Annotated in this window: 20 protein-coding genes and 1 riboswitch; of the genes, 12 read left to right on the top strand and 8 right to left on the bottom strand. The window is 61.2% G+C overall.

Features of this window, described 5'->3' with window-relative positions; translation table 11 throughout:
- The first annotated feature begins 34 nt into the window (after nt 1-34).
- Nucleotides 35-538 (top strand): GNAT family N-acetyltransferase, encoded by a 504-nt coding sequence (locus BN1125_RS13920; protein WP_042012976.1) that lies wholly within the window; start codon nt 35-37, stop codon nt 536-538.
- 156 nt (nt 539-694) lie between these two features.
- On the opposite strand, the gene BN1125_RS13915 is transcribed toward BN1125_RS13920, so the two are convergent.
- From BN1125_RS13915 to BN1125_RS13900, 5 genes are all read right to left on the bottom strand, one after another.
- Nucleotides 695-1885, bottom strand: a complete 1191-nt coding sequence (locus BN1125_RS13915; protein WP_042012974.1) for a MalY/PatB family protein — start codon at nt 1883-1885, stop codon at nt 695-697.
- Between the two features lies 1 nt (nt 1886).
- Nucleotides 1887-3350 carry a Na+/H+ antiporter NhaC gene (nhaC, locus tag BN1125_RS13910; protein ID WP_042012971.1) on the bottom strand — a complete coding sequence of 488 codons (1464 nt, stop codon included), beginning with the start codon at nt 3348-3350 and terminating at the stop codon, nt 1887-1889.
- A gap of 114 nt (nt 3351-3464) precedes the next feature.
- Nucleotides 3465-4487: a LacI family DNA-binding transcriptional regulator gene (locus BN1125_RS13905; RefSeq protein ID WP_042012968.1), complete on the bottom strand. Its 1023-nt coding sequence runs from the start codon at nt 4485-4487 to the stop codon at nt 3465-3467.
- 261 nt (nt 4488-4748) lie between these two features.
- Nucleotides 4749-4925 (bottom strand): hypothetical protein, encoded by a 177-nt coding sequence (locus BN1125_RS19130; protein ID WP_005340085.1) that lies wholly within the window; start codon nt 4923-4925, stop codon nt 4749-4751.
- A gap of 497 nt (nt 4926-5422) precedes the next feature.
- Nucleotides 5423-6700: a cation:proton antiporter gene (locus BN1125_RS13900; protein WP_042012966.1), complete on the bottom strand. Its 1278-nt coding sequence runs from the start codon at nt 6698-6700 to the stop codon at nt 5423-5425.
- Nucleotides 6701-6916: 216 nt separating this feature from the next.
- Between BN1125_RS13900 and metH the strand changes: the two genes are divergently transcribed.
- Entirely contained in the window at nt 6917-10612 is a 3696-nt protein-coding gene (gene metH, locus BN1125_RS13895) for a methionine synthase (protein WP_042012963.1), read from the top strand.
- Between the two features lie 231 nt (nt 10613-10843).
- Nucleotides 10844-11740 carry a 30S ribosomal protein S6--L-glutamate ligase gene (gene rimK / locus BN1125_RS13890; protein ID WP_042012961.1) on the top strand — a complete coding sequence of 299 codons (897 nt, stop codon included), beginning with the start codon at nt 10844-10846 and terminating at the stop codon, nt 11738-11740.
- Nucleotides 11741-11894: 154 nt separating this feature from the next.
- On the opposite strand, the gene BN1125_RS13885 is transcribed toward rimK, so the two are convergent.
- Both BN1125_RS13885 and BN1125_RS13880 read right to left on the bottom strand, forming a co-directional pair.
- Nucleotides 11895-13124: a sensor histidine kinase gene (locus BN1125_RS13885; RefSeq protein ID WP_042012960.1), complete on the bottom strand. Its 1230-nt coding sequence runs from the start codon at nt 13122-13124 to the stop codon at nt 11895-11897.
- The gene (locus BN1125_RS13880; RefSeq protein ID WP_042012958.1) at nt 13121-13789 is read right to left on the bottom strand and encodes a response regulator transcription factor; all 669 of its coding nucleotides are present in this window, start codon (nt 13787-13789) and stop codon (nt 13121-13123) included. The genes BN1125_RS13885 and BN1125_RS13880 overlap by 4 nt, the downstream gene beginning before the upstream one ends.
- Before the next feature lie 88 nt (nt 13790-13877).
- Between BN1125_RS13880 and BN1125_RS13875 the strand changes: the two genes are divergently transcribed.
- Both BN1125_RS13875 and BN1125_RS13870 read left to right on the top strand, forming a co-directional pair.
- Nucleotides 13878-14300, top strand: coding sequence for a hypothetical protein (locus tag BN1125_RS13875; protein WP_042012957.1), 423 nt, complete (start codon nt 13878-13880; stop codon nt 14298-14300).
- Between the two features lie 86 nt (nt 14301-14386).
- Entirely contained in the window at nt 14387-14872 is a 486-nt protein-coding gene (locus BN1125_RS13870; protein ID WP_042012955.1) for a hypothetical protein, read from the top strand.
- A 164-nt stretch (nt 14873-15036) separates the two neighbouring features.
- Nucleotides 15037-15149, top strand: a riboswitch (TPP riboswitch).
- A 61-nt stretch (nt 15150-15210) separates the two neighbouring features.
- Here the strand turns inward: BN1125_RS13870 and BN1125_RS19725 are convergent.
- Nucleotides 15211-15333, bottom strand: coding sequence for a hypothetical protein (locus BN1125_RS19725; RefSeq protein ID WP_280136082.1), 123 nt, complete (start codon nt 15331-15333; stop codon nt 15211-15213).
- Nucleotides 15334-15431: 98 nt separating this feature from the next.
- Here BN1125_RS19725 and thiC point away from each other — a divergent pair, with 98 nt between their 5' ends.
- The 7 genes from thiC (at nt 15432) to BN1125_RS13830 (ending at nt 23064) form a co-directional block, all read left to right on the top strand.
- Complete coding sequence (gene thiC, locus BN1125_RS13860; RefSeq protein ID WP_042012954.1) at nt 15432-17423, top strand: phosphomethylpyrimidine synthase ThiC; 1992 nt, start codon at nt 15432-15434, stop codon at nt 17421-17423.
- Nucleotides 17420-19018: a thiamine phosphate synthase gene (gene thiE / locus BN1125_RS13855; RefSeq protein WP_042012953.1), complete on the top strand. Its 1599-nt coding sequence runs from the start codon at nt 17420-17422 to the stop codon at nt 19016-19018. Before thiC ends, thiE begins: the two co-directional genes overlap by 4 nt.
- Nucleotides 19008-19802: a HesA/MoeB/ThiF family protein gene (locus BN1125_RS13850; protein ID WP_042012952.1), complete on the top strand. Its 795-nt coding sequence runs from the start codon at nt 19008-19010 to the stop codon at nt 19800-19802. The genes thiE and BN1125_RS13850 overlap by 11 nt, the downstream gene beginning before the upstream one ends.
- Nucleotides 19799-20005, top strand: a complete 207-nt coding sequence (thiS, locus tag BN1125_RS13845; RefSeq protein WP_042012951.1) for a sulfur carrier protein ThiS — start codon at nt 19799-19801, stop codon at nt 20003-20005. The genes BN1125_RS13850 and thiS overlap by 4 nt, the downstream gene beginning before the upstream one ends.
- A 1-nt stretch (nt 20006) precedes the next feature.
- Entirely contained in the window at nt 20007-20774 is a 768-nt protein-coding gene (locus BN1125_RS13840) for a thiazole synthase (RefSeq protein ID WP_042012950.1), read from the top strand.
- A gap of 95 nt (nt 20775-20869) precedes the next feature.
- The gene (gene thiH / locus BN1125_RS13835; RefSeq protein ID WP_042012949.1) at nt 20870-22015 is read left to right on the top strand and encodes a 2-iminoacetate synthase ThiH; all 1146 of its coding nucleotides are present in this window, start codon (nt 20870-20872) and stop codon (nt 22013-22015) included.
- Between the two features lie 263 nt (nt 22016-22278).
- Nucleotides 22279-23064 carry a substrate-binding periplasmic protein gene (locus BN1125_RS13830; protein WP_042012948.1) on the top strand — a complete coding sequence of 262 codons (786 nt, stop codon included), beginning with the start codon at nt 22279-22281 and terminating at the stop codon, nt 23062-23064.
- Nucleotides 23065-23249: the final 185 nt, after the last annotated feature.

Here is a 23249-nt window from a genome sequence, read left to right as displayed (position 1 = left end):
TTTGCCCTTCACTTTCCGTCTGAGAACCCTTGCCATGATTGCTTCCTCCCGTTTGAGCTTGCGTGAACTTGTCGCCACTGACGCCCCCTTCATCCTTGAGCTGCTCAACGACGGCGATTTCTATCGGTTCATCGGTGATAGGGGCATCCGCACTCTGGAGCAGGCGCAGGAGTATATCCAGCAGGGGCCGGCAGTCAGCTATGCCCGCTATGGTCACGGGCTCTATCTGGTGGCGCGCAAGGAGGATGGTGTCAGCCTCGGTATCTGCGGACTGATCAAGCGCGATACCCTGGAGCTGGTCGATATCGGTTACGCCTTCCTGCCGCAATATCGCGGTCAGGGCTACGCCATTGAAGCGGCGCAGGCCGCCCTTGCCGATGGCAAAAGCCGGCTGGGGATCGGGCAGGTGGTCGCCATCGTCACTCCGGGCAACGAGCGTTCCATCGGCCTGCTGGCCAAGCTGGGGCTGGTACGCAGCCGTCTGGTCAAGTTGAGCGAAGATGCTGACGAATGCCTGCTGCTGGAGCAGGAGCTGTGATGGTTCTGGCTGGGTGTTTAATGGGCTGTACTACCACATTCGGGCAGGAGTGTTCAGTTTTCTCGGATCTTGTCATGGAAGGTTGACGGCTTGCGAGCTTACTTATAGCGGCGCATGAGATAAAAGTCGGGGCAGTGCAGCCCCAACTCGCTTCACTCAGGCCGGTGTATTGCTGACCAGCGCCTCCAGGCCATCGAGAGCCTGCTCCAGATAGCTGCGCGGGCAGCCCAGATTGAGGCGAATAAAGCCCTGCCCCCCTTCGCCAAAGCCGATCCCCATCGATGGTACAACTCTCGCCTCTTCGATAAGCCGCTGTTTCAGCTCATCGTCATCCAGCTCCAGCTGGCGGCAATCGATCCAGGCAAGATAGGTGGCATCGGCGTCCATCAGTTGCAGACCCGGCAACCGGGTTGCCAGCTGCGTGGCGAACCAGCGGCGATTTTCCGTCAAATAGGCGAGCAAGCCGTTTAGCCATGCCTCGCCGTGTTGATAAGCCGCGGTAGCCGCCTCCATGGAGAGCGCATTGAACACATCCAGACCATGGGCGTCGAGACGCTGTTTAAAGCGCTGGCGCAGCGCAGGATCCGGAATGATGAAGTTGGATATGCGCAGCGAGGAGAGACCGAAGCTCTTGCTGGCGGAGGTCGCCACCACCATGTTTGGCAACATATGGGCAGGCAGGGAGAGCACCGAGGTATGTCTGTGTCCATCCAGCTGCAGGTCTGCCCAGATCTCGTCTGATACCAGCGTCACGCCGTGTTGCTGGCAGAGCGTTGCCAACTCATAGAGCTCGGTGAGCGTCCAGCTTCTGCCGGTCGGGTTATGGGGATTGCAGAGGATCATCATGGCGGGGCGTTCCACCTTGAAGAGGTGAGCTAGTTGCGGCAGATCCATCTGGTAGCTGTTCCCTGTGCGTTGCAGTGGATTGTCGAGCAGGCGTCGCTCATTCAGACCGATGACCTTGGCAAAAGATCCATAGCAGGGGCCCTGGATAACCACCCCTTCTCCTGGTCGTGTCAGCATTTGCAACAGCAGTGAAATACCGGGGAGCACCCCCTCGATGGAGTGGATCCACTCCCGTTCGATGGTGAGCTGATGGCGCCGGGCAAACCACTGTTGCATGGCGGTGAAGTAGTCATCCCGCCGTTCGCTGTAACCAAAGACGCCGTGGGCCACCCGCTGTTGCAGTGCCTGCTGCACGGCTGGTGGGCAGGCAAAGTCGAAATCGGATACCCACATCGGCAGCAGGTCGCTGCCATCAATGCCAAGGTATTGGGGCATGCAGTCCCACTTGATGGAGCTGGTATTGTGGCGATCAATCACGCTGTCGAAGTTATGGTCTGACATCTTATTGCTCCTTGGCCACAGTCATGGTCAGTGGCTCCCTGCTCAACTCTTGCTGGCCTGTACGCGCAATGCCGATGCCGGTAAAGCCGTAGGCAAGAGCGAAGAAGATGGCGGCATAGCATTGAATGGCCCAGGGCAGGTAATCGAGCGTCGAGACACCAAGGGTGCCCGCCATATAGACACCAGCGGCAGTCCACGGGATCAGGGGTTCAATCACTGTGCCCGCATCTTCAATGGTGCGGGAGAGGTTCTTGGTATCCAGCCCCATGCGGCGGTAGGCATCCTGAAACAGCTCGCCCGGGATAAGCAGTGCCAGCTTGCCATCGCTGGTGGCTCCGGTGACCAGCAGGGTGGTGGCGATGGTTGAGGCGATCAATTGGCCAGTGGAGTGAATGAGCGTCAGCAGGCGATTGATGATGAGGTCGAGTGCGCCCGTCAGCGTCAGTACCCCCGCGAAGGAGAAGGCGCAGAAGACCAGCAGAATGGTGCTCATCATCGAGAACATGCCGCCGCGATTGAGCAAGCGGGGAATATCGGGGATAAGCTGGCTGATGTCATGACCCAGCGGGGTAAACATGGTGAGGTTGAAGCCGTCGATCAGGGCATTGAAACCGGACTGGAGCGGCAATCCCTGCATGGTGATCCCGAGACCGATAGCGATGGCGCTGGCCAGCAACATCAAGGGGATGGTGGGCTTCTTGGCGATCGCACCCCACAGTACAATCAGCGGGGGCAGCAGCAGGAGAGGGTTGAAGTGGTAAAGCTGCTCCAGCGTGGACAGGATGGTAAGTACCTTTTCCGGTGTGGCCACCTCTTCCCCGATGGCAGAAAAACCGGCGAAAAAGAAGACGCAGGCAGCTAGCAAAAAGCTGGGCAACGTCGTCCAGAGCAGATGCTGGATATGAGCGTAGAGCGTGGTATCGGCCACAATGGCGGCAAAGTTGGTTGAGTCGGAGAGGGGAGAGATCTTGTCTCCGAAATAGGCGCCGGATACCACGGCACCGGCTGCGGCAGCCAGAGAGACATCCAGGCCGTGAGCAACCCCCATCAGGGCCACCCCGACCGTGCCCGCCGAACCCCAGGATGTACCGGTACAGACCGAGACCAGACTGGTAATGAAGAAAGCCGCGATAAGAATGTACTGCGGGCTAATCAGCTTGAGCCCCCAATAGACCATGTAGGGGATGGTGCCGCTGAACATCCAGCTGCCAATCAAACCGCCGACACAGACCAGAATAAGGATGACAGGCATCGCCTTGGCCAGCTTCTGGACGATGGATTGGATGATCTCGTCCCAGCTGTAGCCTTGCCAGCAGGCCAGCAGCGCGGTGAAGACGGCGGACAGCAGGAGCAGTGGCTCGATGCGCAGTCCCATCAGAACATAGCCAACGATCAGGAGCCCGAGCATTACCAGAATGGGTAATGCAGCCAGCCCCAGGGTCAGGGTTTTTCTCTCTTGTTTCATCACAGTGGATCCATCGCTTCAGAACATGTCGCCATTATGTGGTGAACAGGTTGGTGAAAATGTGAGCCTTGCATGGTGGTCATGTAACCGGTTACATGGCGTCATGAAACGTGATCATGGTCGCAGGATTGGGGCTTGAATCAGTGGCGAAACAGACTCTCGAATAACCAGTGAAGGGCTGAATTCATGGCGGCCCGGGCCCGGCTCCTGCTGTTGCAGGCGGGTGATGGCCAGCTCTGCAGCCCGTTTGGCCATCGTCTCTATGGGGTAGTGAAGGGTGGTGAGCGTCGGGTAGAGATAGCGAGCCAGCAGAATGTCATCAAACCCGATAATCGACAGATCCTCGGGGAGTCGTCGCCCGCATTTTCTCAGGTGCGCCATCATGCCTGCTGCCATTACATCGTTGAAGGTGAGCACCGCAGTGATTTCCGAGCACTCAGCCAGCAAGTGTGCAGCGGCCAGCTCGCCTCCCTCCTCGGTAAAGGGTTGACTGATAACCCAGCCTGGTTTGATCTCCAGATGATATTGAGACATTCCTTGCTGGTATCCCTCCAGACGCAGCTGCCGATCGGCGATCGGCAGATCGCAAGTGATGAAACCGATATGACGATGGCCCTGGGTCACCAGATGATCGATGGCTGCTCTGGTGCCTGCCCGGTTGTCCAGCCAGACGCTGCGGTGAGCCAGCTCTGGCAGATAGCGATTGATGGGGATTAGCGCTGGCATATGGGAGGCGTAACGGAGCAGTTGCTCGTCAGAGAGGCGAGTGGTGTGGGCAACGATCGCCTCGCAGCCCTGATTGATCAGGAACTCGAGTCCATATTGTTCCTGCTCGCTCTGATGGGAGCCGCTGCACACCATCAAGCGAAAACCGTGCTGCCGGCTGATGGCCTCCACTCCGCGAGCCAATCTGGCAAAGAAGGGGTCGGCGAGATTGCCTGTTAGCAAACCAAGCATATTTCCGCTCCGCTTAGCCAGCGCGACCGCAGCCATATCCCGACGATAGTTGAGTGTGCGCATCGCCTTCTCAACCCGTTCCCGGGTTGCAGGTTCAACGTAGGCGGAGTTGTTAAGCACCCGTGAGACGGTCGCTGTCGAGACTCTGGCTAGTGCAGCGACCTGTTTGATCGTGGCCATCTGATTGCCTTTTGGTGCGCGGTAGATAAGGAGCTTCCTTATAACGACAACTTGTTGTGTCAGCTATCTCCGCTGGTTTTCTTTACTGGGATCTGTGAGCGAAGTGGCGTTATGTATGGTTTATCAGTCGGACAAGCGACAGAGAGGGGAACAGCGGCGAGGCTGACTTTTCAATCATGAAATGATAGTTTGGGAAGAAGCAAAGAGGCCGCCGTGAGTTGCGGCCTGTCTGCATCGGGCGCTGCCGGTTGGCAGGCAGGATCAGTTGAGGTCTTCGATGGAGAACTCGCCAGCGATACCATCACAGGAGATGGCGAAACCGCCGCTGAAGCGGGTGCTGAACTGGATCAGAAACGCATCATTGTCGTGCTCTTGCACAGGCAGGTTGATGGGTTTGCTGCGACGCAGAGGCTTGTGTGTTTGTACTGCTTTCATCATGGTATTTCTCTATATAAATTAGGTGTTTGCTCCTTGTATTGGCAAATGTCAGGTCAATGGGCGCGGTCGGTTGTATGAGCGACAAGCGCGCAGGAATACCCAGCCCGGTTCAGGGGCGTCTGCACTTTTCAAGGAATGCGCAAAGGAATATGCGGATGCATAGTTCATTTGGGTGGGCAGATCGGGTCTGCACCGTGAGAGCCGGGCAACGCAGGCAGACAGCCTGACGGTTCTCAAGGCGAGTAAATCAGAAGAAGGTTATGCGGGAACTGACAGGATTCATCGTGAGGTGAAGCATTGCAGGATAAACATAAACAGGGCTGATTAACTAGCCGGTGCGCATTCTCTCCTCGACATGAATAAAAAGCAAACAATTATTTGGTGGAGTTGCATGAAAGTCGTTTTTTCTTTGTACGATCAACGACCAGCACTAAGTAACAAAGAGGGCTCCCGTCGGGAGCCCTCTTTTATTTTGCAATCGGTGCCCGCGGGGTGACTCAGTAGTCGCCACTGGCCTTCTTGGCAGCGGTGATCATCGGGGTGATGGTCATGCCCTGCACCACGATGGAGAACATCACCACCGAGTAGGTCATCACCAGGATCACCTGACGCAGATCGACCCCGTGTTCCGGGATCATCATGACCCCGGACGGGAGCGCCAGTGCCATCGCCATGGCCAGACCCCCGCGCAGGCCACCCCAGGTGAGGATCCGTACCGAGAAGGTGTTGTAATTGCGGAATCGACGGAAAGCCACATAGGGCAGCGACACGCTGATGAAGCGGGCGGCCAGGCAGAGCGGCACCGCGATGACCAGCAGGATCCAGTCACGCCAGGCGAGTTCCAGTAGCACCAGTGCCAGACCGATCAGCAGGAACAGCAGGGCGTTGAGGAACTGGTCCATCAACTCCCAGAAGTGATCCAGGTGATGACGGCTCTGCTCGGAGAAGCCGGATTGGCGGGTCCAGTTGCCGATCATAATGCCGGTCACCACCATGGCCAGGGCGCCGGAGACGCCGATCATGTTGGCAAAGGCAAAACCGGCGGTCGGAATGCAGAGGGTCAGCAGCAGCTCGAGGGAGCCGTCATCGGTGGCGCTGATCATCACGTGGGCGATGAGGCCAAGCACGGCACCGAACAGGATGCCGCCGAGGGCTTCGTGCAGAAACAATCCCGCCACGCTGCCCAAGGTCGGTTCGACACCGCCAAAGGCGATGGCAAACACGGTGGCGAAGATGACCAGACCGACACCGTCGTTGAACAGGGATTCCCCTTCGATCTGGATGGCAATCTGGGGGGGCGCCTGCATCTTCTTGACGATGGCCAGTACGGCAATGGGGTCAGTGGGTGAGATCAGCGCGCCGAACAGCATGCAGTAGACCAGCGGCAACTCCCAGCCCAGCAGCTTGGCGATATACCAGAAGCCGTAACCGATGATGAAGGTAGAAAGTACGGTGGCAATAATGGCCAGAATGGTGATCTCCCACTTCTGGCTACGCAGCGCCTTGAGGTTGATGCCAAGGCCACCAGCGAACAGCAAGAAACCCAGGATCCCCTTCAGCAGGAAGTTCTGGAAGTCGATGCTCTCCATGGTCTTGACGGCAAGAGGTTCCAGATTGAACCAACCCAGTTTGCCAAACAGCACCATCAGTGCGGAGATCAGCATGGAGCCCGCGGTGATGGCGATGGTGGTCTGGATCTTTACAACATACTGGTTGGCAAAGGCGATAAAGATCGCCAACGCTGCCAGGAAGCAGAGTGTGTAGTAGACGCTCATAGTTATTTTTTTCTCGTTGGTAGACAGCAAGCACGCATCCCTATGCAGGACGAGCATAGGTTACCCTCGGGCCTCATGTTACTCATTACCCATAAATGAGTATATGGAGGCGTATTTAGACTGATAGACGGCTAGATTTCCATTTTATTTGTTTGCTGTTAGGATGTTTGTCACGCAGTTGCATGGATGTAAGAGGAATACGCGGTGTCGAATGAAATGTCGAGCAGAGAGCCGAGCAATCAGTCGGTCGTAACAAAGAAGCTGGAAGCCTGCCTCAAGGAGCGGATCCTGATCATCGACGGGGCCATGGGCACCATGATCCAGGGCTACAAGCTCGGTGAGGCGGACTACCGGGGGGAGCGGTTTGCCGACTGGCATACCGATATCAAGGGCAACAACGATCTGCTGGTGCTGACCCGTCCGGCGGTGATCCGCGAAATCCACCAGCAGTATTGCGCTGCCGGGGCCGACATTCTCGAGACCAACACCTTCAACGCCACTCGCATCGCCATGGCCGATTACGAGATGGAAGAGTTTTCGGCCGAGATCAACCGGGAAGCCGCCCGTCTGGCCCGCGCCGTGGCCGACGAGTGGACGGCGAAAGATCCCGCCAAGCCGCGCTTCGTCGCAGGGGTCTTGGGCCCCACCAACCGCACCTGTTCCATCTCGCCGGACGTCAACGACCCCGGCAAGCGCAACGTCACCTATGACCAGCTGGTGGCCGCCTATACCGAATCGACCCATGCCCTGATCGAGGGCGGCGCCGACATCATCCTGATCGAGACCATCTTCGATACCCTCAACGCCAAGGCGGCCGCCTTCGCGGTGGAAGGGGTGTTCGAGGCGCTGGGTTACAGCCTGCCGGTGATGATCTCCGGCACCATTACCGACGCCTCCGGCCGTACCCTCTCCGGCCAGACCACCGAAGCCTTTTATCACTCGCTACGCCACGTCAAACCGGTATCGTTCGGCCTCAACTGTGCGCTTGGCCCTGACGAGCTTCGTCAGTATGTGGAGGAGCTGTCGCGCATCAGCGAATCCTGCGTCAGCGCCCACCCCAACGCCGGTCTGCCCAACGCGTTCGGTGAGTACGACCTCGACGCCGTCGAGATGGCAGAGCATATCCGCGAGTGGGCCCAAAGCGGCTTCCTCAACATGGTCGGCGGTTGCTGCGGCACCACCCCGACCCATATCCGCGCCATGGCCGAAGCCGTGGTGGGCATCAAGCCGCGTGTGCTGCCCGAGCTGCCGGTGGCCTGCCGTCTGTCGGGCCTCGAGCCCCTCATCATCACCCCTGAATCCATGTTCGTGAACGTGGGGGAGCGAACCAACGTTACCGGTTCGGCCAAGTTCAAGCGGCTGATCAAGGAGGGGCTCTACGACGAGGCGCTCGACGTTGCCAAGCAGCAGGTAGAGAGTGGCGCCCAGATCATCGATATCAACATGGACGAGGGGATGCTGGACGCCGAAGCTGCCATGGTGCGCTTCTTGAACCTCATCGCCGGCGAGCCGGACATCGCCCGGGTGCCGGTGATGATCGACTCCTCCAAGTGGGAGGTGCTGGAAGCGGGCCTCAAGTGCGTGCAGGGCAAGCCGGTGGTCAACTCTATCTCCATGAAGGAGGGGGAGGAGAAGTTCATCCAACAGGCCAGACTGCTGCGTCGCTACGGCGCCGCCGTGATCGTGATGGCGTTCGACGAGAAGGGGCAGGCCGATACCCGCGCCCGCAAGTTCGAGATCTGCCAGCGCGCCTACCGGATCCTGGTTGATCAGGTGGGTTTCCCGCCGGAAGATATCATCTTCGATCCCAACATCTTTGCGGTGGCGACCGGCATCGACGAGCACAACAACTATGCGGTGGACTTCATCGAGGCGGTGAAGGACATCAAGACGAACCTGCCCCACGCCATGATCTCCGGCGGCGTTTCCAACGTCTCGTTTTCGTTTCGCGGCAACGAGCCGGTGCGCGAAGCCATTCACGCCGTTTTCCTCTACCACGCCATCCAGAACGGCATGGACATGGGGATCGTCAACGCCGGTCAGCTCGCCATCTATGAAGACATTCCGGCGGAGCTGAAAGAGAAGGTCGAGGCGGTGGTGCTGAACCTCAACGACAATGCCACCGAGGAGCTGCTGGCCATCGCCGAGACCTATCGCGGAGCCGGCGCCCAGGCGGAGGATCCGCGGGATCAGGAGTGGCGCAGCTGGCCGGTGGGCAAGCGGCTGGAGCACGCGCTGGTCAAGGGGATCACCGACTTTATCGAAGAGGACACCGAAGAGGCGCGCGCCGGTGCCGAGAAGCCGCTGCACGTCATCGAAGGGCCGTTGATGGATGGCATGAACGTGGTCGGCGACCTGTTCGGCGCGGGCAAGATGTTCCTGCCGCAGGTGGTGAAATCGGCGCGGGTGATGAAGCGGGCGGTGGCCTATTTGCAGCCCTATATCGAGGCAGAGAAGTCCGGCGGCTCCAGTAACGGAAAGATAGTGCTGGCCACCGTCAAGGGGGACGTGCACGACATCGGCAAGAACATCGTCGGGGTGGTGCTGCAGTGCAACAACTTCGAGATCATCGACCTCGGGGTCATGGTCTCCTGCGAGACCATCCTCAAGACGGCGCGGGAAGTGAACGCCGATATCATCGGCCTGTCGGGCCTCATCACACCCTCGCTGGACGAGATGGTGCACGTGGCCAAAGAGATGGAGCGTCAGGGCTTCAAGCTGCCGCTGCTGATTGGCGGCGCAACTACCTCCAAGGCGCATACGGCGGTCAAGATCGAGCAGAACTATTCCGAGCCTGTGGTCTATGTGTCGAACGCTTCCCGCGCGGTGGGGGTGGCTCAGAGCCTGCTCAGCCCGGACCTCAAGGCGGCGTTTGTCGCCCGTATCGACAAGGAGTACGAGATTGCCCGGGATCAGCATGCCCGCAAGCAGCCGCGCTCCCGCCCGGTCAGTCTGGCCCATGCCCGTGCCAACCGGCATCAGCTGGACTGGGTCGGCTATCAGCCGCCTGCGCCCCGCGAACCGGGGGTGCAGAGGTTCGAGGATGTACCGGTTTCTGTGCTGCGCCCCTACATCGACTGGACACCGTTTTTCCTCAGCTGGGAGCTGGCGGGCAAGTATCCGCGCATCCTTGAAGACGAGATCATAGGCCCAGAGGCAACGGCCTTATTTGCCGATGCCAACGCCATGCTGGATCAGCTGGAAAAGGATCAGAGCGTGCGCTGCGCCGGGGTGATCGGCCTGTTCCCGGCCAACGCAGTGGGGGACAGCATCGAGGTCTACAGCGACGAGTCCCGCACCGAGGTCATCAAGGTGCTGCACCACCTGCGCCAGCAGAGCGAGAAGCAGGGCTTCCCCAACTACTGTCTGGCGGACTATGTAGCACCGAAAGAGAGCGGCAAGCCTGATTGGATCGGCGCCTTCGCGGTGACCGGCGGCATCGGTGAGGAGGCCATCGCCAAGGCCTACAAGGCGCAGCACGATGACTACAACGCCATCCTTATTCAGGCGGTGTGCGACCGTCTGGCCGAGGCGTTTGCCGAGTATCTGCACGAGCAGGTGCGAAAGCGGCACTGGGGTTATGCTCCCGACGAGGCCCTCAGCAACGAGGAGCTTATCCGCGAGAACTATCAGGGCATCCGCCCGGCCCCCGGTTATCCGGCCTGCCCGGAGCACACCGAGAAGGGGAGCATCTGGGCGCTGCTGGATGTCGAGCAGGCCATCGGCATGCAGCTCACCGAATCCTTCGCCATGTGGCCGGGGGCGGCGGTGTCCGGCTGGTACTTCTCTCACCCCGAGAGCAAATACTTCGCGGTGGCGCAGATCCAGCAGGATCAGGTTGAGGATTACGCTGTCCGCAAGGGGCTGACCCTGGCAGAGGCCGAGCGTTGGTTGGGGCCAAACCTGAACTGACTCCCGCGTGACACAGGTTGATCTTTAACGAGAAACGGCGGCATCCTTGCACGGGTTGAACAACCTGCGCAGAGCCGCCGTTTAACCTGTTGGTCACAGTGACATGGTAGCGTGCGGTTTGGCGTGGTTTGTCTTGTTGTCAGGAGAAACAATTGGCGTTGTCTTGGCGCTGTGGCACCTTATACTCTCCCGCCCCATCCTGCCCAGGCACAGCCTTCTAGCGGAATTGTCATGAAGATCGCCATTTTATCCCGTGAGCCGAAAAACTACTCCACCCGCCGTCTGGTCGAGGTGGCGCAGGCGCGCGGTCATCAGGTAGAGGTGCTCGACACCCTGCGCTGCTATATGAATATCGCTTCCCACAACCCCTCCATTCACTACGAGGGTGGGGAGCTGGGAAGCTATGACGCCGTGATCCCCCGGATCGGTGCCAGCATTACCGCCTACGGCACCGCCGTGCTGCGCCAGTTCGAGATGATGAACACCATGGCCCTCAACAGCTCGGTGGCCATCAGCCGTTCCCGCGACAAGCTGCGGGCGATGCAGCTGCTCTCCCGCCACGGTATCGGCCTGCCCATCACCGGCTATGCCCACAGCACCCACGATGTGCCCGACCTCATCACCATGGTGGGTGGGGCGCCGCTGGTGGTGAAACTGCTGGAGGGGACCCAGGGGATTGGCGTGGTGCTGTGCGAGACTCAGAAGGCCGCCGAGAGTGTGATCGAGGCCTTTATCCAGACCAACAACAACATTCTGGTGCAGGAGTATATCCGCGAGGCCAATGGCGCCGATATCCGCTGTCTGGTGGTCAACGGCAAGGTGGTTGCCGCCATGCGCCGTCAGGCCCAGCCGGGGGAGTTTCGCTCCAACCTGCACCGTGGCGGTACCGCCGAGGCGATCAAGATCACCTCGGAAGAGCGCGCCACCGCCGTGCAGGCCGCCAAGATCATGGGGCTGGATGTGGCGGGGGTGGACATTCTGCGCAGCGCCCGCGGGCCGCTGGTGCTGGAGGTCAACTCCTCTCCCGGCCTGCAAGGGGTGGAAGCCGCCTCCGGCAAGGATGTGGCTGGCAAGATCATCGAGTTCCTCGAACTCAAGGCGAGCCGCAAGAACAAACCGGCGGAGTGAGCCTCGGGCTTGTATCCGTCAGAAACAAACAGGGCGCCCTCGGGCGCCTTGTTGTTATCTGGCTGGTTGGCAGCGGGCTTGCCGGGGAGTGTCTGTTGTCTCCCTTCTCCCACTATTTTGAATAGACGGGGGGGAAGGGCCAGGGATGAGGGGGCTATGCCTTTGCGGGTTCGGCGGTGATCATCGCCAATCGGGCGCTAAATACGCCATCTTCCAGCCGGGTGTCGATCTGCCAGCCCAGCTTCTCGCAGATGCGCTGGATGATGGTGAGGCCGCAGCCGTAGCCAAGGATCTGATCCGGCGCCGCTGCCGTCGGGTTGCTGATGGTGAGCATCGGGCCACACAGCTCGATCTCGATATGTCCCTCGGCATAGCTCAGGGCATTTTTCAGCAGGTTGCCGAGGGCGATGGCGAGCAGGGAGAGGGGGGCGTTTACTGCGCTGGTCTCGTCCAGATTAAGCCGGATATCGAGCGCCTCCCGCTGCAGCAGCGGAGCGAGGCGGGCCAGCTCCTGACGGATCAGCGGGGTCACCTGTTGCAGTGGCCGCTCCACTGCCTCCTTGCGACCCAGCAGCAGGAAGGTCTCGGTGAGTCGCGCCATCTCGTCGGCGGCGGCGCGGATGCGGGTGGTGGCGCGGGCAGCAGGTGCGGGCAGATCCGTCACCTTGCCGAGCAGGGCGGCCGAGCCCTGGATCACCATGTTGGGAGTACGCAACTCGTGGCTGGCGAAGCGGCTGAACTCCTGCTCGCGGGCGAACACAGTGCTGACTTCCTGCTTGCCGGCCAGCAGCGCCAGCTCGATATCCCGCAGCTCCTGCCAGGGGGCATCGGGCTCGAAATTCGCCTGATCCGGGGTGAGGTGGGCGACCCTCTGTTGCAGCCGTTGCAGCGGCCCGGTGATATGGCGCACCAGCCAGATGCCGAAGCCCAGCGAACTGAGCAGCAGCGCCAGCCCGATCAGCCGAGTGGCCAGATGCAGCTTGTCTTCGTAGGGGTCGAGGTAGTCGTCGGCGTCGTCGTTGAACACCAGATAGAGCAGTCCCTCGCCGGAGGGGTGACGGGCCACCAGAAAGTGTTTGTCCTCCTTGCCCAGCTGGTGCTCGAAAAAACCGGGGCTCTGGTAGGGCTTCAGCCACTTGGGCAGGCGGCCCGCCTCGGTCCAGTAGCTGGAGAACTGTCTGGGGCTCGGGGCTGCGGCCGCCGGGCCGAGCCGCAGCCAGTCATCGCTGTAGCGGGTCACTTCCGCCTCCAGCCAGTGGCGCAGGCTCAGCTCCTCCATCTTGTCTTCGGCCACCAGCATCAGGCCGGAGAGCAGGATCAGCAGCACCACCCCGGCGCCGCCGAGTGCCATGATCAGGCGGCGGCGCAGGCTCGGCAGGCTCATGCGCTCACCAGTCGGTAGCCCTGACCGTGCAGGGTCTCCAGCATGGGAGTGGGGAAGGGTTTGTCCAGCGCGTTGCGCAGGGCGTAGATGTGGCTGCGCAGGGCATCGGAGTCGGGCTCCTCATCCCCCCAGACGGTGTCGAGCACCTCCTGACGGCTGACGATGGCGGGGGCGCGGCGGGCCAGCAGGGCGAGGATCTGGAATGGGATCTTGCCGAGCTTGAGGGGTTCACCGGCGCGGATGGCGCGGCCGCTGGCGACATCGACCGTCAGATCGCCAACGCTGATAGCCCCCACATCGCCGCGCGGGCCGCGCAGACTGAGGGCTTGCAGCCGCACCTCCAGCTCCTCCATGGCGAAGGGCTTGACCAGATAGTCATCCCCTCCCGCCTTGAAGCCTGCCAGCTTGTCCTCCAGGCTGTCGCGGGCGGTGAGAAACAGCACGGGAGTGGCAATACCCTGCTCGCGCAGGCGCGCCACCGTGCTGAGGCCATCGAGGCGCGGCATCATCACATCCATGATGATGACGTCGAAACGCTGCTCCTCCAGCAGTTGCAGCGCCGCCTGACCGTGATAGGCACAATCGAGGCGGTGACCGGCCAGCTCCAGATAATCCATGATGGTTTCCGCCACCTGAGGATTGTCTTCCACTACCAAAATCTTCATGCTTTGCTCTCCTGGTTGGCGAGCGTTTCACGATCTTTTCACACCGGATTCGGCATCCTGTTTGCCAGTGTAACCCCGAGGATCCCTGATGAAGAAGTCTCTCTGCGCCCTCCTGTTGTTGATTTTGTTGCCACTTGGCACCGCACAGGCGACCGAATTCAAACTGACCGGCCGCACCACCTGGCAGCTTGGCCAGTTGATGGTCAACGGCATGCCGTTCGTGATCGACGACCAGACCCGCTTCAAGGATTGGCTCAACGAGGATGATCTCGGCGGCACCTGGGTCGAGATGAAGGGGGTGGTGGAGAATGGCGTGCGCTATGTGCGCAAGGTCGAAGCCCTCGACGAAGATGACAAGGAGGAGATGGATCTGGAAGGGCCGGTCGAAGGGGGGCGGATCTGGGGCTACACCACCTCGGACAACAGTCTGGCGCCGTTCGAAGGGCGCTGGCTGGAGCTGGAGTGCCAGTTCGACGGCATGCGCCTGAGCCGCTGCCGTGAGGATGACTGATCCGATCTCTGCATTCCGATTAGAAATGCTCCCGAATGAAGCCCATGCTTGTTTAGCATGGGCTTTTTGTTCAGGGAAGAACGAAGATGGAACAATCGAGAAAGTGGTGTGTATGGATGTTGGGTGTGCCGCTCTGGGCCGCCCAGGCGGGGGCCGATGAACTGTGGCTGGTGGAACTGGAGCATAACGACGGCATCCGCCTGCAATTTCAGGGGGCCGAAGTGGAGCAAGGCAGTGCCGCCGTCTGGCGGCAAGGGGAGAGTTGGCAGCAGCCACTCAAACCCGGCGACCAGCTCGCCCTGCTGGTCGCCGATGGCGTTGCTACCCGAATTGAGCTGCTGGCCGCCAGAGCGCCGCTGGCCAATCAGCCCTGGCAGCGGGCGCAGGATCGCCTGAGTGCCTTCGATGGCAAGCGGTTGGTACTGACCCGTCTCGGTGTCATACCGCTCAACCCCGATGTGCATTGGGTCAATGGCTCGGCAGTTGATCTGCACGTCGGCAGCGAGCTGGTGCTGACTCGGGATCTGGAGGGGCGACTGCGCGAAGTGCTGGTGGTCAACCCGGAGGAGTGAGCCTTGCTGCCGGTGCTGCCGTGCCCCTTGTCGCGTATCTTGCCGTTGATCCGCGACAGGTTGCCGCCGTCCGTTCCAGGGTCATTGGTTGGCGAGCTGAGAGGGCTGGCTCACCTTCCTATTGTTAATGGCTTGTACTTTAAAATTCCACACTTATACTGGCGACCATCTTGTCGGAGTGCTGACCGTCGAACGACGCTAAGCTGAGACCGTTAATTCGGGATCCGTGGAACCTGATCAGGTTAAAACCTGCGAAGGGAACAAGGGTAACTTGCGGGTTACCGCGCCGGAGGAGGAACAAGCCTCTTCCGCTCATCGAAGGGATCATCCTTGATGGGTCAGGGCGCACAGGAGGGGGTCTGTCCCGTCCGGTTGTCCAGCACGTGGGGCGCCTTGCCCACAGCATGCAGGCAGAGCGGGAAGTGGCAGAGCAGCAGAGCGGAGATCCATCCCGCACGCACTCCCTCCCGAGATACACGCCCCGCCGCAAGTTCATCTTCTCCTCGAACTCCAGACAAGCAAACACCCATAACTTCAACCAGTTAATGTGAGTTTTGCTATGTCTACTTCCGTATCTGATACCACCAAATCCAGCCGCCGCGAGCAGCGCTCCAGCGCCCAGGCCTTTATCGACAGCCTCAAGGGGATGGCTCACCCCAACTCCCGCCGCATCTTTATCGAAGGCTCCCGCGCCGATATTCGTGTCCCGCTGCGGGAGATCCAGCTGGCCGACACCTTCGTTGGCGGCACCAAAGAAGATCCCCGGTTCGAGCCCAACGAGCCGATCCCGGTCTACGACACCTCGGGCCGTTACGGGGAGGAGGGGGTCGCCATCGACGTGCGCCGTGGCCTGCCGCGCCTGCGGGAGAACTGGGTGCTGGAGCGGGATGATACCGACGAACTGCCGGGGCTCAGCTCCACCTTCACTCAGGAGCGACTGGCCGATGAGGGGCTGGATCACCTGCGCTTCGAGCACTTGCCGAAACCGCGCCGTGCCAAGCCGGGTCGCCGGGTCACCCAGCTCCACTACGCCCGCGCCGGTATCGTCACCCCCGAGATGGAATTTATCGCCATTCGCGAGAATATGGGGCGTGAGCGGGTACGATCCGAACTGCTGCGCACCCAGCATCCGGGCCGCGATTTCGGTGCTCGCCTGCCGGAAAACATCACCCCCGAATTTGTGCGCGATGAGGTGGCCGCCGGTCGCGCCATCATCCCCAGCAACATCAACCACCCGGAAGCGGAGCCGATGATCATCGGCCGCAATTTCCTGGTGAAGATCAACGCCAACATCGGCAACTCGGCGGTCACCTCCAGCATCGAAGAGGAGGTAGAGAAGCTGGTCTGGTCGACCCGTTGGGGCGCCGACACCGTGATGGATCTCTCCACCGGCCGCTACATCCACGAGACCCGCGAGTGGATCCTGCGCAACAGCCCGGTGCCCATCGGTACCGTGCCCATCTATCAGGCGCTGGAAAAGACCAACGGCATCGCCGAAGACCTCACCTGGGAGCTGTTCCGTGACACCCTGCTGGAGCAGGCCGAGCAGGGGGTGGACTACTTCACCATCCACGCCGGTGTCCTGCTACGTTTCGTGCCGATGACTGCCAAGCGCCTCACCGGCATCGTTTCGCGCGGCGGCAGCATCATGGCCAAGTGGTGCCTGTCCCACCACAAGGAGAACTTCCTCTACCAGCACTTCCGCGAAATCTGCGAGATCTGCGCCGCCTATGACGTGGCCCTGTCGCTCGGCGACGGTCTGCGTCCGGGCTCCGTCTATGACGCCAACGACGAGGCCCAGTTCGCCGAGCTGCGCACCCTGGGCGAGCTCACCAGAATTGCGTGGGAGTACGACGTGCAGGTGATGATCGAGGGGCCGGGCCATGTGCCCATGCACATGATTGAGCGCAACATGACCGAGCAGCTGGAGCACTGCCACGAGGCGCCGTTCTACACCCTTGGCCCGCTCACCACCGATATCGCGCCGGGTTACGATCACTTCACCTCCGGCATCGGCGCCGCGCTGATCGGCTGGTACGGCTGCGCCATGCTCTGCTACGTCACCCCCAAGGAGCATCTGGGGTTGCCCAACAAGGAGGACGTGAAGCAGGGGCTGATCACCTACAAGATCGCCGCCCACGCCGCTGACCTTGCCAAGGGGCATCCGGGTGCCCAGATCCGCGACAACGCCATGTCCAAGGCGCGCTTCGAGTTTCGCTGGGAGGATCAGTTCAATCTGGCGCTGGATCCTGACACCGCTCGTGCCTACCACGACGAGACCCTGCCGCAGGAGTCCGGCAAGGTGGCTCACTTCTGCTCCATGTGCGGGCCCAAGTTCTGCTCCATGAAGATCACCCAGGACGTGCGTAATTACGCAGCAAAGCTGGAGGCCGTGGAGATCAAGCTGGTCGGCATGGATGGCCAGCAGGAGCAGGTGGTAGCTCAGGTGGAGAGCGGCATGGCCCGCATGGCGGAGACCTTCAAGGAGACCGGCGGCGAGATCTACCATCAGGCGGCGGCGCTGAAACAGGCCGCAGGGGAGGAGGCGTGAGCAGCGCTGTCAGCCCCGCCGACCTGTCGCCCGTAACGGACTCGCTACCAGTGGTCTGGACCATCGCCGGTTCAGATTCCGGCGGCGGTGCCGGCATTCAGGCCGACTTGCACACATTGCACGACCTTGGCGTGCACGGCTGCTCGGTTATCTCCGCCATCACCGCCCAGAACTCGGTGGCGGTGAAGATGGTCGACCCCGTACTGATGCAGACCTTCACCGCCCAGATCGACGCCCTTGGCGTCGATCTGCCCCCTGCCGCCATCAAGATTGGTCTGCTGCCGACCCGGCTGCACGTCGAGGTACTGGCCCGTCGACTGGCAACTATCGAAGCCCCCTTCGTGGTCTACGACCCGGTGGCCATCGCCAGCAGCGGCACCCCGATGGCGGAGCCCAATATGCTGGAAGCGGTGCGTGAGCAGCTGTTGCCGTGCCTCTCCTTGATCACCCCCAACGGCCCCGAACTGGAAGCCCTGACCGGCATTCCCGCGACCAGCCCTGTGCTGGTGCGTCTTGCGGCGACGCGGCTGCGCGAACTGGGTGCCCGCGCCGTGCTGGTCAAGGGAGGCCATCTGGGCTGGAGCGGCGATCTCTGCCTCGACTACTACCAGGACGAGAGCCGCGAATTCTGGCTGGCGGCACCGCGCCTCGATACCCGCCACGGGCATGGCACCGGCTGCTGTTACGCCAGTGCCATTGCCGCGGTGGTGGCGCAGGATTATCCGGTGGAGGACGCCATCACCCTGGCGCGAGCCTACCTGCAACAGGGGTTGGCGGCGGCACAGGGGGTGGGGGCAGGCCCGGGGCCCATCGCCCATCTCGGCTGGCCCGCCAACCTTGCCCACTTCCCCCGTGCCGTGCTGGCGGGGTCAACCCTCGATCGCCGCTTCGGACTTTATAAAGCGAGCAGCGCCCGTCTGCCGGATGGCCCCTTCGCGCCGACCGAACACAACCTCGGTCTCTATCCGGTGGTGGATTCGGTCAAGTGGCTCAAGCGTCTGCTGGGGCAGGGGGTCAAGACCATCCAGCTGCGCATCAAGAATTTGCCCGCCGCAGAGGTGGCGCCGGCCATTCGTGATGCGGTAGCGCTCGGTCGCCGCCATGGGGCGCGGCTGTTTATCAACGACTACTGGCAGCAGGCCATCGAGGCGGGCGCCTGGGGCGTGCATCTGGGGCAGGAGGATATGGAGACCGCCGATCTCGCCGCCATTCAGGGGGCCGGGCTGCGCCTTGGCATCTCCACCCACGGCTACTTCGAGCTGATGCGGGCCCGCGAGCTTGCCCCCTCCTATATCGCGCTGGGCCATATCTTCCCGACCAACACCAAGGCGATGCCTTCGCGTCCGCAGGGGCTGGCGCGGCTGCACCGCTACCGCGCCCTGATGTGCGACTGGCCGACGGTGGCCATCGGCGGCATCAGCGAGGAGCGGGTGGCTGCGGTCAAGGCAAGCAGGGTCGGCAGCATTGCGCTGGTTTCGGCCATTACCGCCTGCGACGACTGGCAAGGGGCGACCGAGCGACTGCTCGCCGCCGTGGGGGCGGGGGATGAGCCACGCTCGGCCACCGCCATAAGGGAGGTGGAACATGCTCTCTGAGGCCGCTTCTCTTAGTGACAAAGAGTATCTGAGATACGGCCGCCAGCTGATGCTGGCGGAAGTGGGGGAGGCCGGTCAGACGCGACTGAAAGATAAGTCTGTGCTGATCGTGGGCTTGGGCGGGCTTGGCTCGCCGCTGGCCCTCTATCTGGCCGGGGCCGGGGTGGGCACCTTGTGGCTGGCCGATGGCGATACGGTCGATTCAAGCAATCTGCCGCGCCAGATCCTGTTCGATAGCGAGGCAGTCAACCACTCCAAGGCCGAGCTGGCCCGCGAGCGCTTGGCCGCCCACAACCCGTTGGTGGAGCTGATCGCCATCAACCAGCGGCTCGATGCCGCCAGCCTGCCAGCGTTTGTGGCCGAGGTGGATCTGGTGGTGGATTGCTGTGACAACCTCGCCAGCCGTCACGCCATCAACGCCGCTTGTGTCGCGCAGGGCAAGCCATGGATCTCCGCCGCCGCGGTGGGCTGGCAGGGGCAGCTGATGGCGCGCACAGGTACGGACCATGCCTGTTACGCCTGCCTCTATCCGCTGGATACCCAAATCGCCGAGCGCTGTGAGACCAGCGGCGTCACCGGCCCGCTGGTGGGGGTGATGGGCTCCTTGCAGGCGCTGGAGGCACTGAAACTGCTGCTCGGGATGCCGAGCCCGGTGGCCGGCACATTGCGCCGCTTCGATGCCCTGACCCATCAGTGGCAGACCCTCACCCTGACCCCCGACCCTGATTGTCCGGTTTGCGGGCAGCGCCGATGCCCGACACACGATAAGGAGATCACCCCATGACCCTCACCATTCGACTCAATGATAAAGCCCAGCCGCTGGCGGTTGGGCAGAACGTGGCCGACCTGCTGGCGGCGCAAGGAGTTAATCCACAGGGGGTGGCGGTGGCCCTTAACGGCGCCGTGCTGCCCCGTGGCCGCTGGGCCGAGACCCGTCTCAATGACGGGGATGAACTTCACCTCTTCACTGCCATTGCCGGAGGCTGACATGCTGACCATTGCCGATCACACCTTCTCCTCGCGCCTCTTTACCGGCACCGGCAAGTTTGCCCGCCCGGAATTGATGGCCGCCGCCATCGAGGCGAGCGGCTCCCAGCTGGTCACCATGGCCATCAAGCGGCTTGAACCGGGCAAGGCTCACGACGATATCCTGAGCCCCTTGTTGCAACTCGGGGTCAAGCTGCTGCCCAACACCTCCGGCGCCAAGACCGCCGCCGAGGCGGTATTTGCCGCCCATCTCGCCCGCGAGGCGCTGGGGACAAACTGGCTCAAGCTGGAGATCCACCCCGACCCGCGCTATCTGCTGCCCGATCCTATCGAGACGCTGAAAGCCGCCGAACAGCTGGTGAAAGAGGGCTTTGTGGTACTGCCCTACTGCGGCGCGGATCCTGTGCTCTGCAAACGGCTGGAAGAGGTGGGCTGCGCCGCCGTGATGCCGCTCGGCGCGCCCATCGGTTCCAATCAGGGGCTGGTGACCCGGGAGTTTCTCTCCATCATCGTCGAGCAGGCCAATGTGCCTGTGGTGGTGGATGCGGGGATCGGTGCGCCGAGCCATGCCGCCGCGGCCTTTGAGCTGGGCGCCGACGCCGTGCTGGTCAACACCGCCATTGCCGTGAGCGGCGACCCGGTTGCCATGGGCCGCGCCTTTGCGCTGGCTTGCACTGCCGGGCGCAGCGCCTATGAGGCTGGCCTCGGCGCTCGCGCCCTGCAGGCCCAAGCCTCCAGCCCGCTCACCGATTTTCTGGGGGCGTTATGAGTCAGGAGATGGTTAGCACGGTGCAAGGCTATTTATCCCCTCTCGACTCTTCACAAAATAAGGAAGAGGGGCTGGGGGTGAGGGCTCCGGGGGTGATGGAATCTGAGGTGAAGGGGGATGCGCCCTCCTTTCTCGACCGTTGGCGCGAGCTGGAGTGGGACGATGTCGGCATGCAGATCCGTGCCAAGACGGCGGCGGATGTAGAGCGGGCGCTGGCTAGCCCCCGCCGAACGCTGCAGGACTTTATGACGCTGATCTCCCCAGCCGCCGAGGCCTATTTGCCGCAGATGGCGGCCGAGGCCGAGCGTCTCACTCGCCAGCGTTTTGGCAACACCATCGGCTTCTATGTGCCGCTCTATCTCTCCAACCTGTGCGCCAATGACTGCAGCTACTGCGGCTTCTCCATGAGCAACCGTCTGAAGCGCAAGACTCTGAATGCAGAGGAGATTGAGCGCGAGTGTCTGGCCATCAAGGCGCGGGGCTTCGACAGCGTGCTGCTGGTGACCGGCGAGCACGAGCACAAGGTGGGGCTCGCCTATTTTCGCGAGGTGATGCCGGTTATCCGCCGCCACTTCAGCACGGTAGGGATGGAGGTGCAGCCCCTCTCGCAAGCTGAATACGCCGAGCTGAAGACCCTCGGCCTCGATGCCGTCATGGTCTATCAGGAGACCTATCACGCCTCCACCTACGCCCGCCACCATCTGCGCGGCAACAAGCGGGACATCCATTGGCGCCTCGCCACGCCGGATCGGCTCGGTCGTGCCGGTATCGACAAGATCGGGTTGGGGGCGCTGATCGGCCTCTCCTCGGACTGGCGCGCCGACAGCTACTTTGTTGCCGAGCATCTCGCCTGGCTTGAGCGCCACCACTGGCAGAGCCGCTATTCGCTCTCCTTCCCGCGCCTGCGCCCCTGTACCGGTGGGCTGGAGCCTGAAGTCATCATGTCTGATCGCCAGCTGGCCCAGCTTATCTGCGCCTGGCGGCTCTTCTCGCCAACGCTGGACTTGTCGCTCTCGACCCGCGAGTCGGCCACCTTTCGTAACGGTGCGGTGCGCCTTGGCATCACCCAGATGTCGGCCGAGTCGCGCACCCAGCCGGGAGGCTATGCTGAAGGAGATTCTGAGGAGCTGGAGCAGTTCGCTATCCACGACGACCGTTCAGTCGGCGAAGTAGCCGCCGCCGTGCGGCAGGTAGGGTTGCAGCCGGTGTTTAAAGATTGGGAACCGTTTTTGGGGAGATAGAGGGCGATTTCACTTTGCCATACGCAGATCGGGGAGTGTGATGCCGGAACTCAATAGCTATTCGCGGTAAGCGTTGGGCGTCGCTGGCGCTCAACCCAACCTACCAGAGCGGCAAGAGTGACAAATTGCCTTGCCCTGGGTTATCCCCATCAAAACGGCTCGGTGATTACTAGGCATTTTCAAGGGCACACCGGCCTTAGAAAACGATCATAAGCCGCCCTGCCTCTACTAACCTATTAGCAGGTAGCCGAATGGAGCAACACATGAGATTCTGTACTTTTCGAGCCTGGAGTCTCTGCTATCTGCTAGGTATCTTGGCCATGCCCTGTATGGCTACAGCACAATGCGACACGCTGGTTTATGCCACCAATCCCTCCTACCCACCCTACGGCTGGAGCGAGGATCAGCACAGCTATCGAGGTGCCGGTATCGATCTGTTGCCTTTACTCATCCCTGACCATATCAAATTGCAGGCCGTGGTTTACCCTTGGAAACGAGCACAACAGATGGCGCAGAAGGGGCGTATCGACTTATTACTGAGCCTGCGCAAAACGCCGGAACGCGAAGCCTATCTGCTTTTCTCTCATCATCCCATCTTTGCCAATCCCATCGCTATTTTCAGGCTCAGGGGCAAACAGGAGTCAGTGGCTGATTGGCAAACCTTGGTCGGGCTGCGGGGTGGCGTGAGCCGGGGTGATAGTTTCGGGAAAAAGTTTGATTTCTTCTTGCAGCAAGAGCTGACCGTAGAAGAGGCTGGCTCCATGCAGGAGAACTTTGAAAAACTCAGACGAGGGCGGATTGATTACTTTGTCTCCGGTCAATATGCCGGAAACTATTATCTGCGTGAACATGGCATGGAGCATGAAATTATTGCCCTCCAGCCTCCGGTCACAGACGAGTCAATTCATATTGGCTTTAGTCGCCTCTCGCCATGTCAGGCATTGGAACCTTATGTCTCGCAGCGCTTGGAGGAGCTGGGGCGCTCGGGCTATATCCAGCGCCTGCTTGATGGTTATCTGCACGAGACCACCACCCAGCAGACGCGTTAACTGACTATCTCCGGATCATATACAGGATCTTTAGCGGCAACCAATTGAAATAGATATAAAAAAGGCTTCGTTTGTGATCTGGTTTTATCGCCTAACAAAACCGCCACGCCCGAAGCCATGACGATTATCCACGCCAACCACTATCTCAATCAACTCCTCGCTCCCGCCGCCGAGCTTGAGCGCAT

The organism is Aeromonas fluvialis (assembly GCF_000819885.1).
Classification (GTDB): Bacteria; Pseudomonadota; Gammaproteobacteria; order Enterobacterales; family Aeromonadaceae; genus Aeromonas; species Aeromonas fluvialis.
This window is presented reverse-complemented; position numbering and strand designations above follow the sequence as displayed.

Coding starts and splice junctions, on each gene's coding strand:
- rimK (WP_042012961.1), top strand. CDS start 10,844: ATGAAGATCGCCATTTTATCCCGTGAGCCGAAAAACTACTCCACCCGC.
- thiC (WP_042012954.1), top strand. CDS start 15,432: ATGTCTACTTCCGTATCTGATACCACCAAATCCAGCCGCCGCGAGCAG.
- BN1125_RS13920 (WP_042012976.1), top strand. CDS start 35: ATGATTGCTTCCTCCCGTTTGAGCTTGCGTGAACTTGTCGCCACTGAC.
- BN1125_RS13905 (WP_042012968.1), bottom strand. CDS start 4,487: ATGGCCACGATCAAACAGGTCGCTGCACTAGCCAGAGTCTCGACAGCG.
- thiS (WP_042012951.1), top strand. CDS start 19,799: ATGACCCTCACCATTCGACTCAATGATAAAGCCCAGCCGCTGGCGGTT.
- BN1125_RS13850 (WP_042012952.1), top strand. CDS start 19,008: ATGCTCTCTGAGGCCGCTTCTCTTAGTGACAAAGAGTATCTGAGATAC.
- BN1125_RS19130 (WP_005340085.1), bottom strand. CDS start 4,925: ATGATGAAAGCAGTACAAACACACAAGCCTCTGCGTCGCAGCAAACCC.
- BN1125_RS13840 (WP_042012950.1), top strand. CDS start 20,007: ATGCTGACCATTGCCGATCACACCTTCTCCTCGCGCCTCTTTACCGGC.
- BN1125_RS13875 (WP_042012957.1), top strand. CDS start 13,878: ATGAAGAAGTCTCTCTGCGCCCTCCTGTTGTTGATTTTGTTGCCACTT.
- BN1125_RS13885 (WP_042012960.1), bottom strand. CDS start 13,124: ATGAGCCTGCCGAGCCTGCGCCGCCGCCTGATCATGGCACTCGGCGGC.
- BN1125_RS13830 (WP_042012948.1), top strand. CDS start 22,279: ATGAGATTCTGTACTTTTCGAGCCTGGAGTCTCTGCTATCTGCTAGGT.
- BN1125_RS13900 (WP_042012966.1), bottom strand. CDS start 6,700: ATGAGCGTCTACTACACACTCTGCTTCCTGGCAGCGTTGGCGATCTTT.
- metH (WP_042012963.1), top strand. CDS start 6,917: ATGTCGAGCAGAGAGCCGAGCAATCAGTCGGTCGTAACAAAGAAGCTG.
- thiH (WP_042012949.1), top strand. CDS start 20,870: ATGGAATCTGAGGTGAAGGGGGATGCGCCCTCCTTTCTCGACCGTTGG.
- BN1125_RS13870 (WP_042012955.1), top strand. CDS start 14,387: ATGGAACAATCGAGAAAGTGGTGTGTATGGATGTTGGGTGTGCCGCTC.
- BN1125_RS13880 (WP_042012958.1), bottom strand. CDS start 13,789: ATGAAGATTTTGGTAGTGGAAGACAATCCTCAGGTGGCGGAAACCATC.
- BN1125_RS13915 (WP_042012974.1), bottom strand. CDS start 1,885: ATGTCAGACCATAACTTCGACAGCGTGATTGATCGCCACAATACCAGC.
- nhaC (WP_042012971.1), bottom strand. CDS start 3,350: ATGAAACAAGAGAGAAAAACCCTGACCCTGGGGCTGGCTGCATTACCC.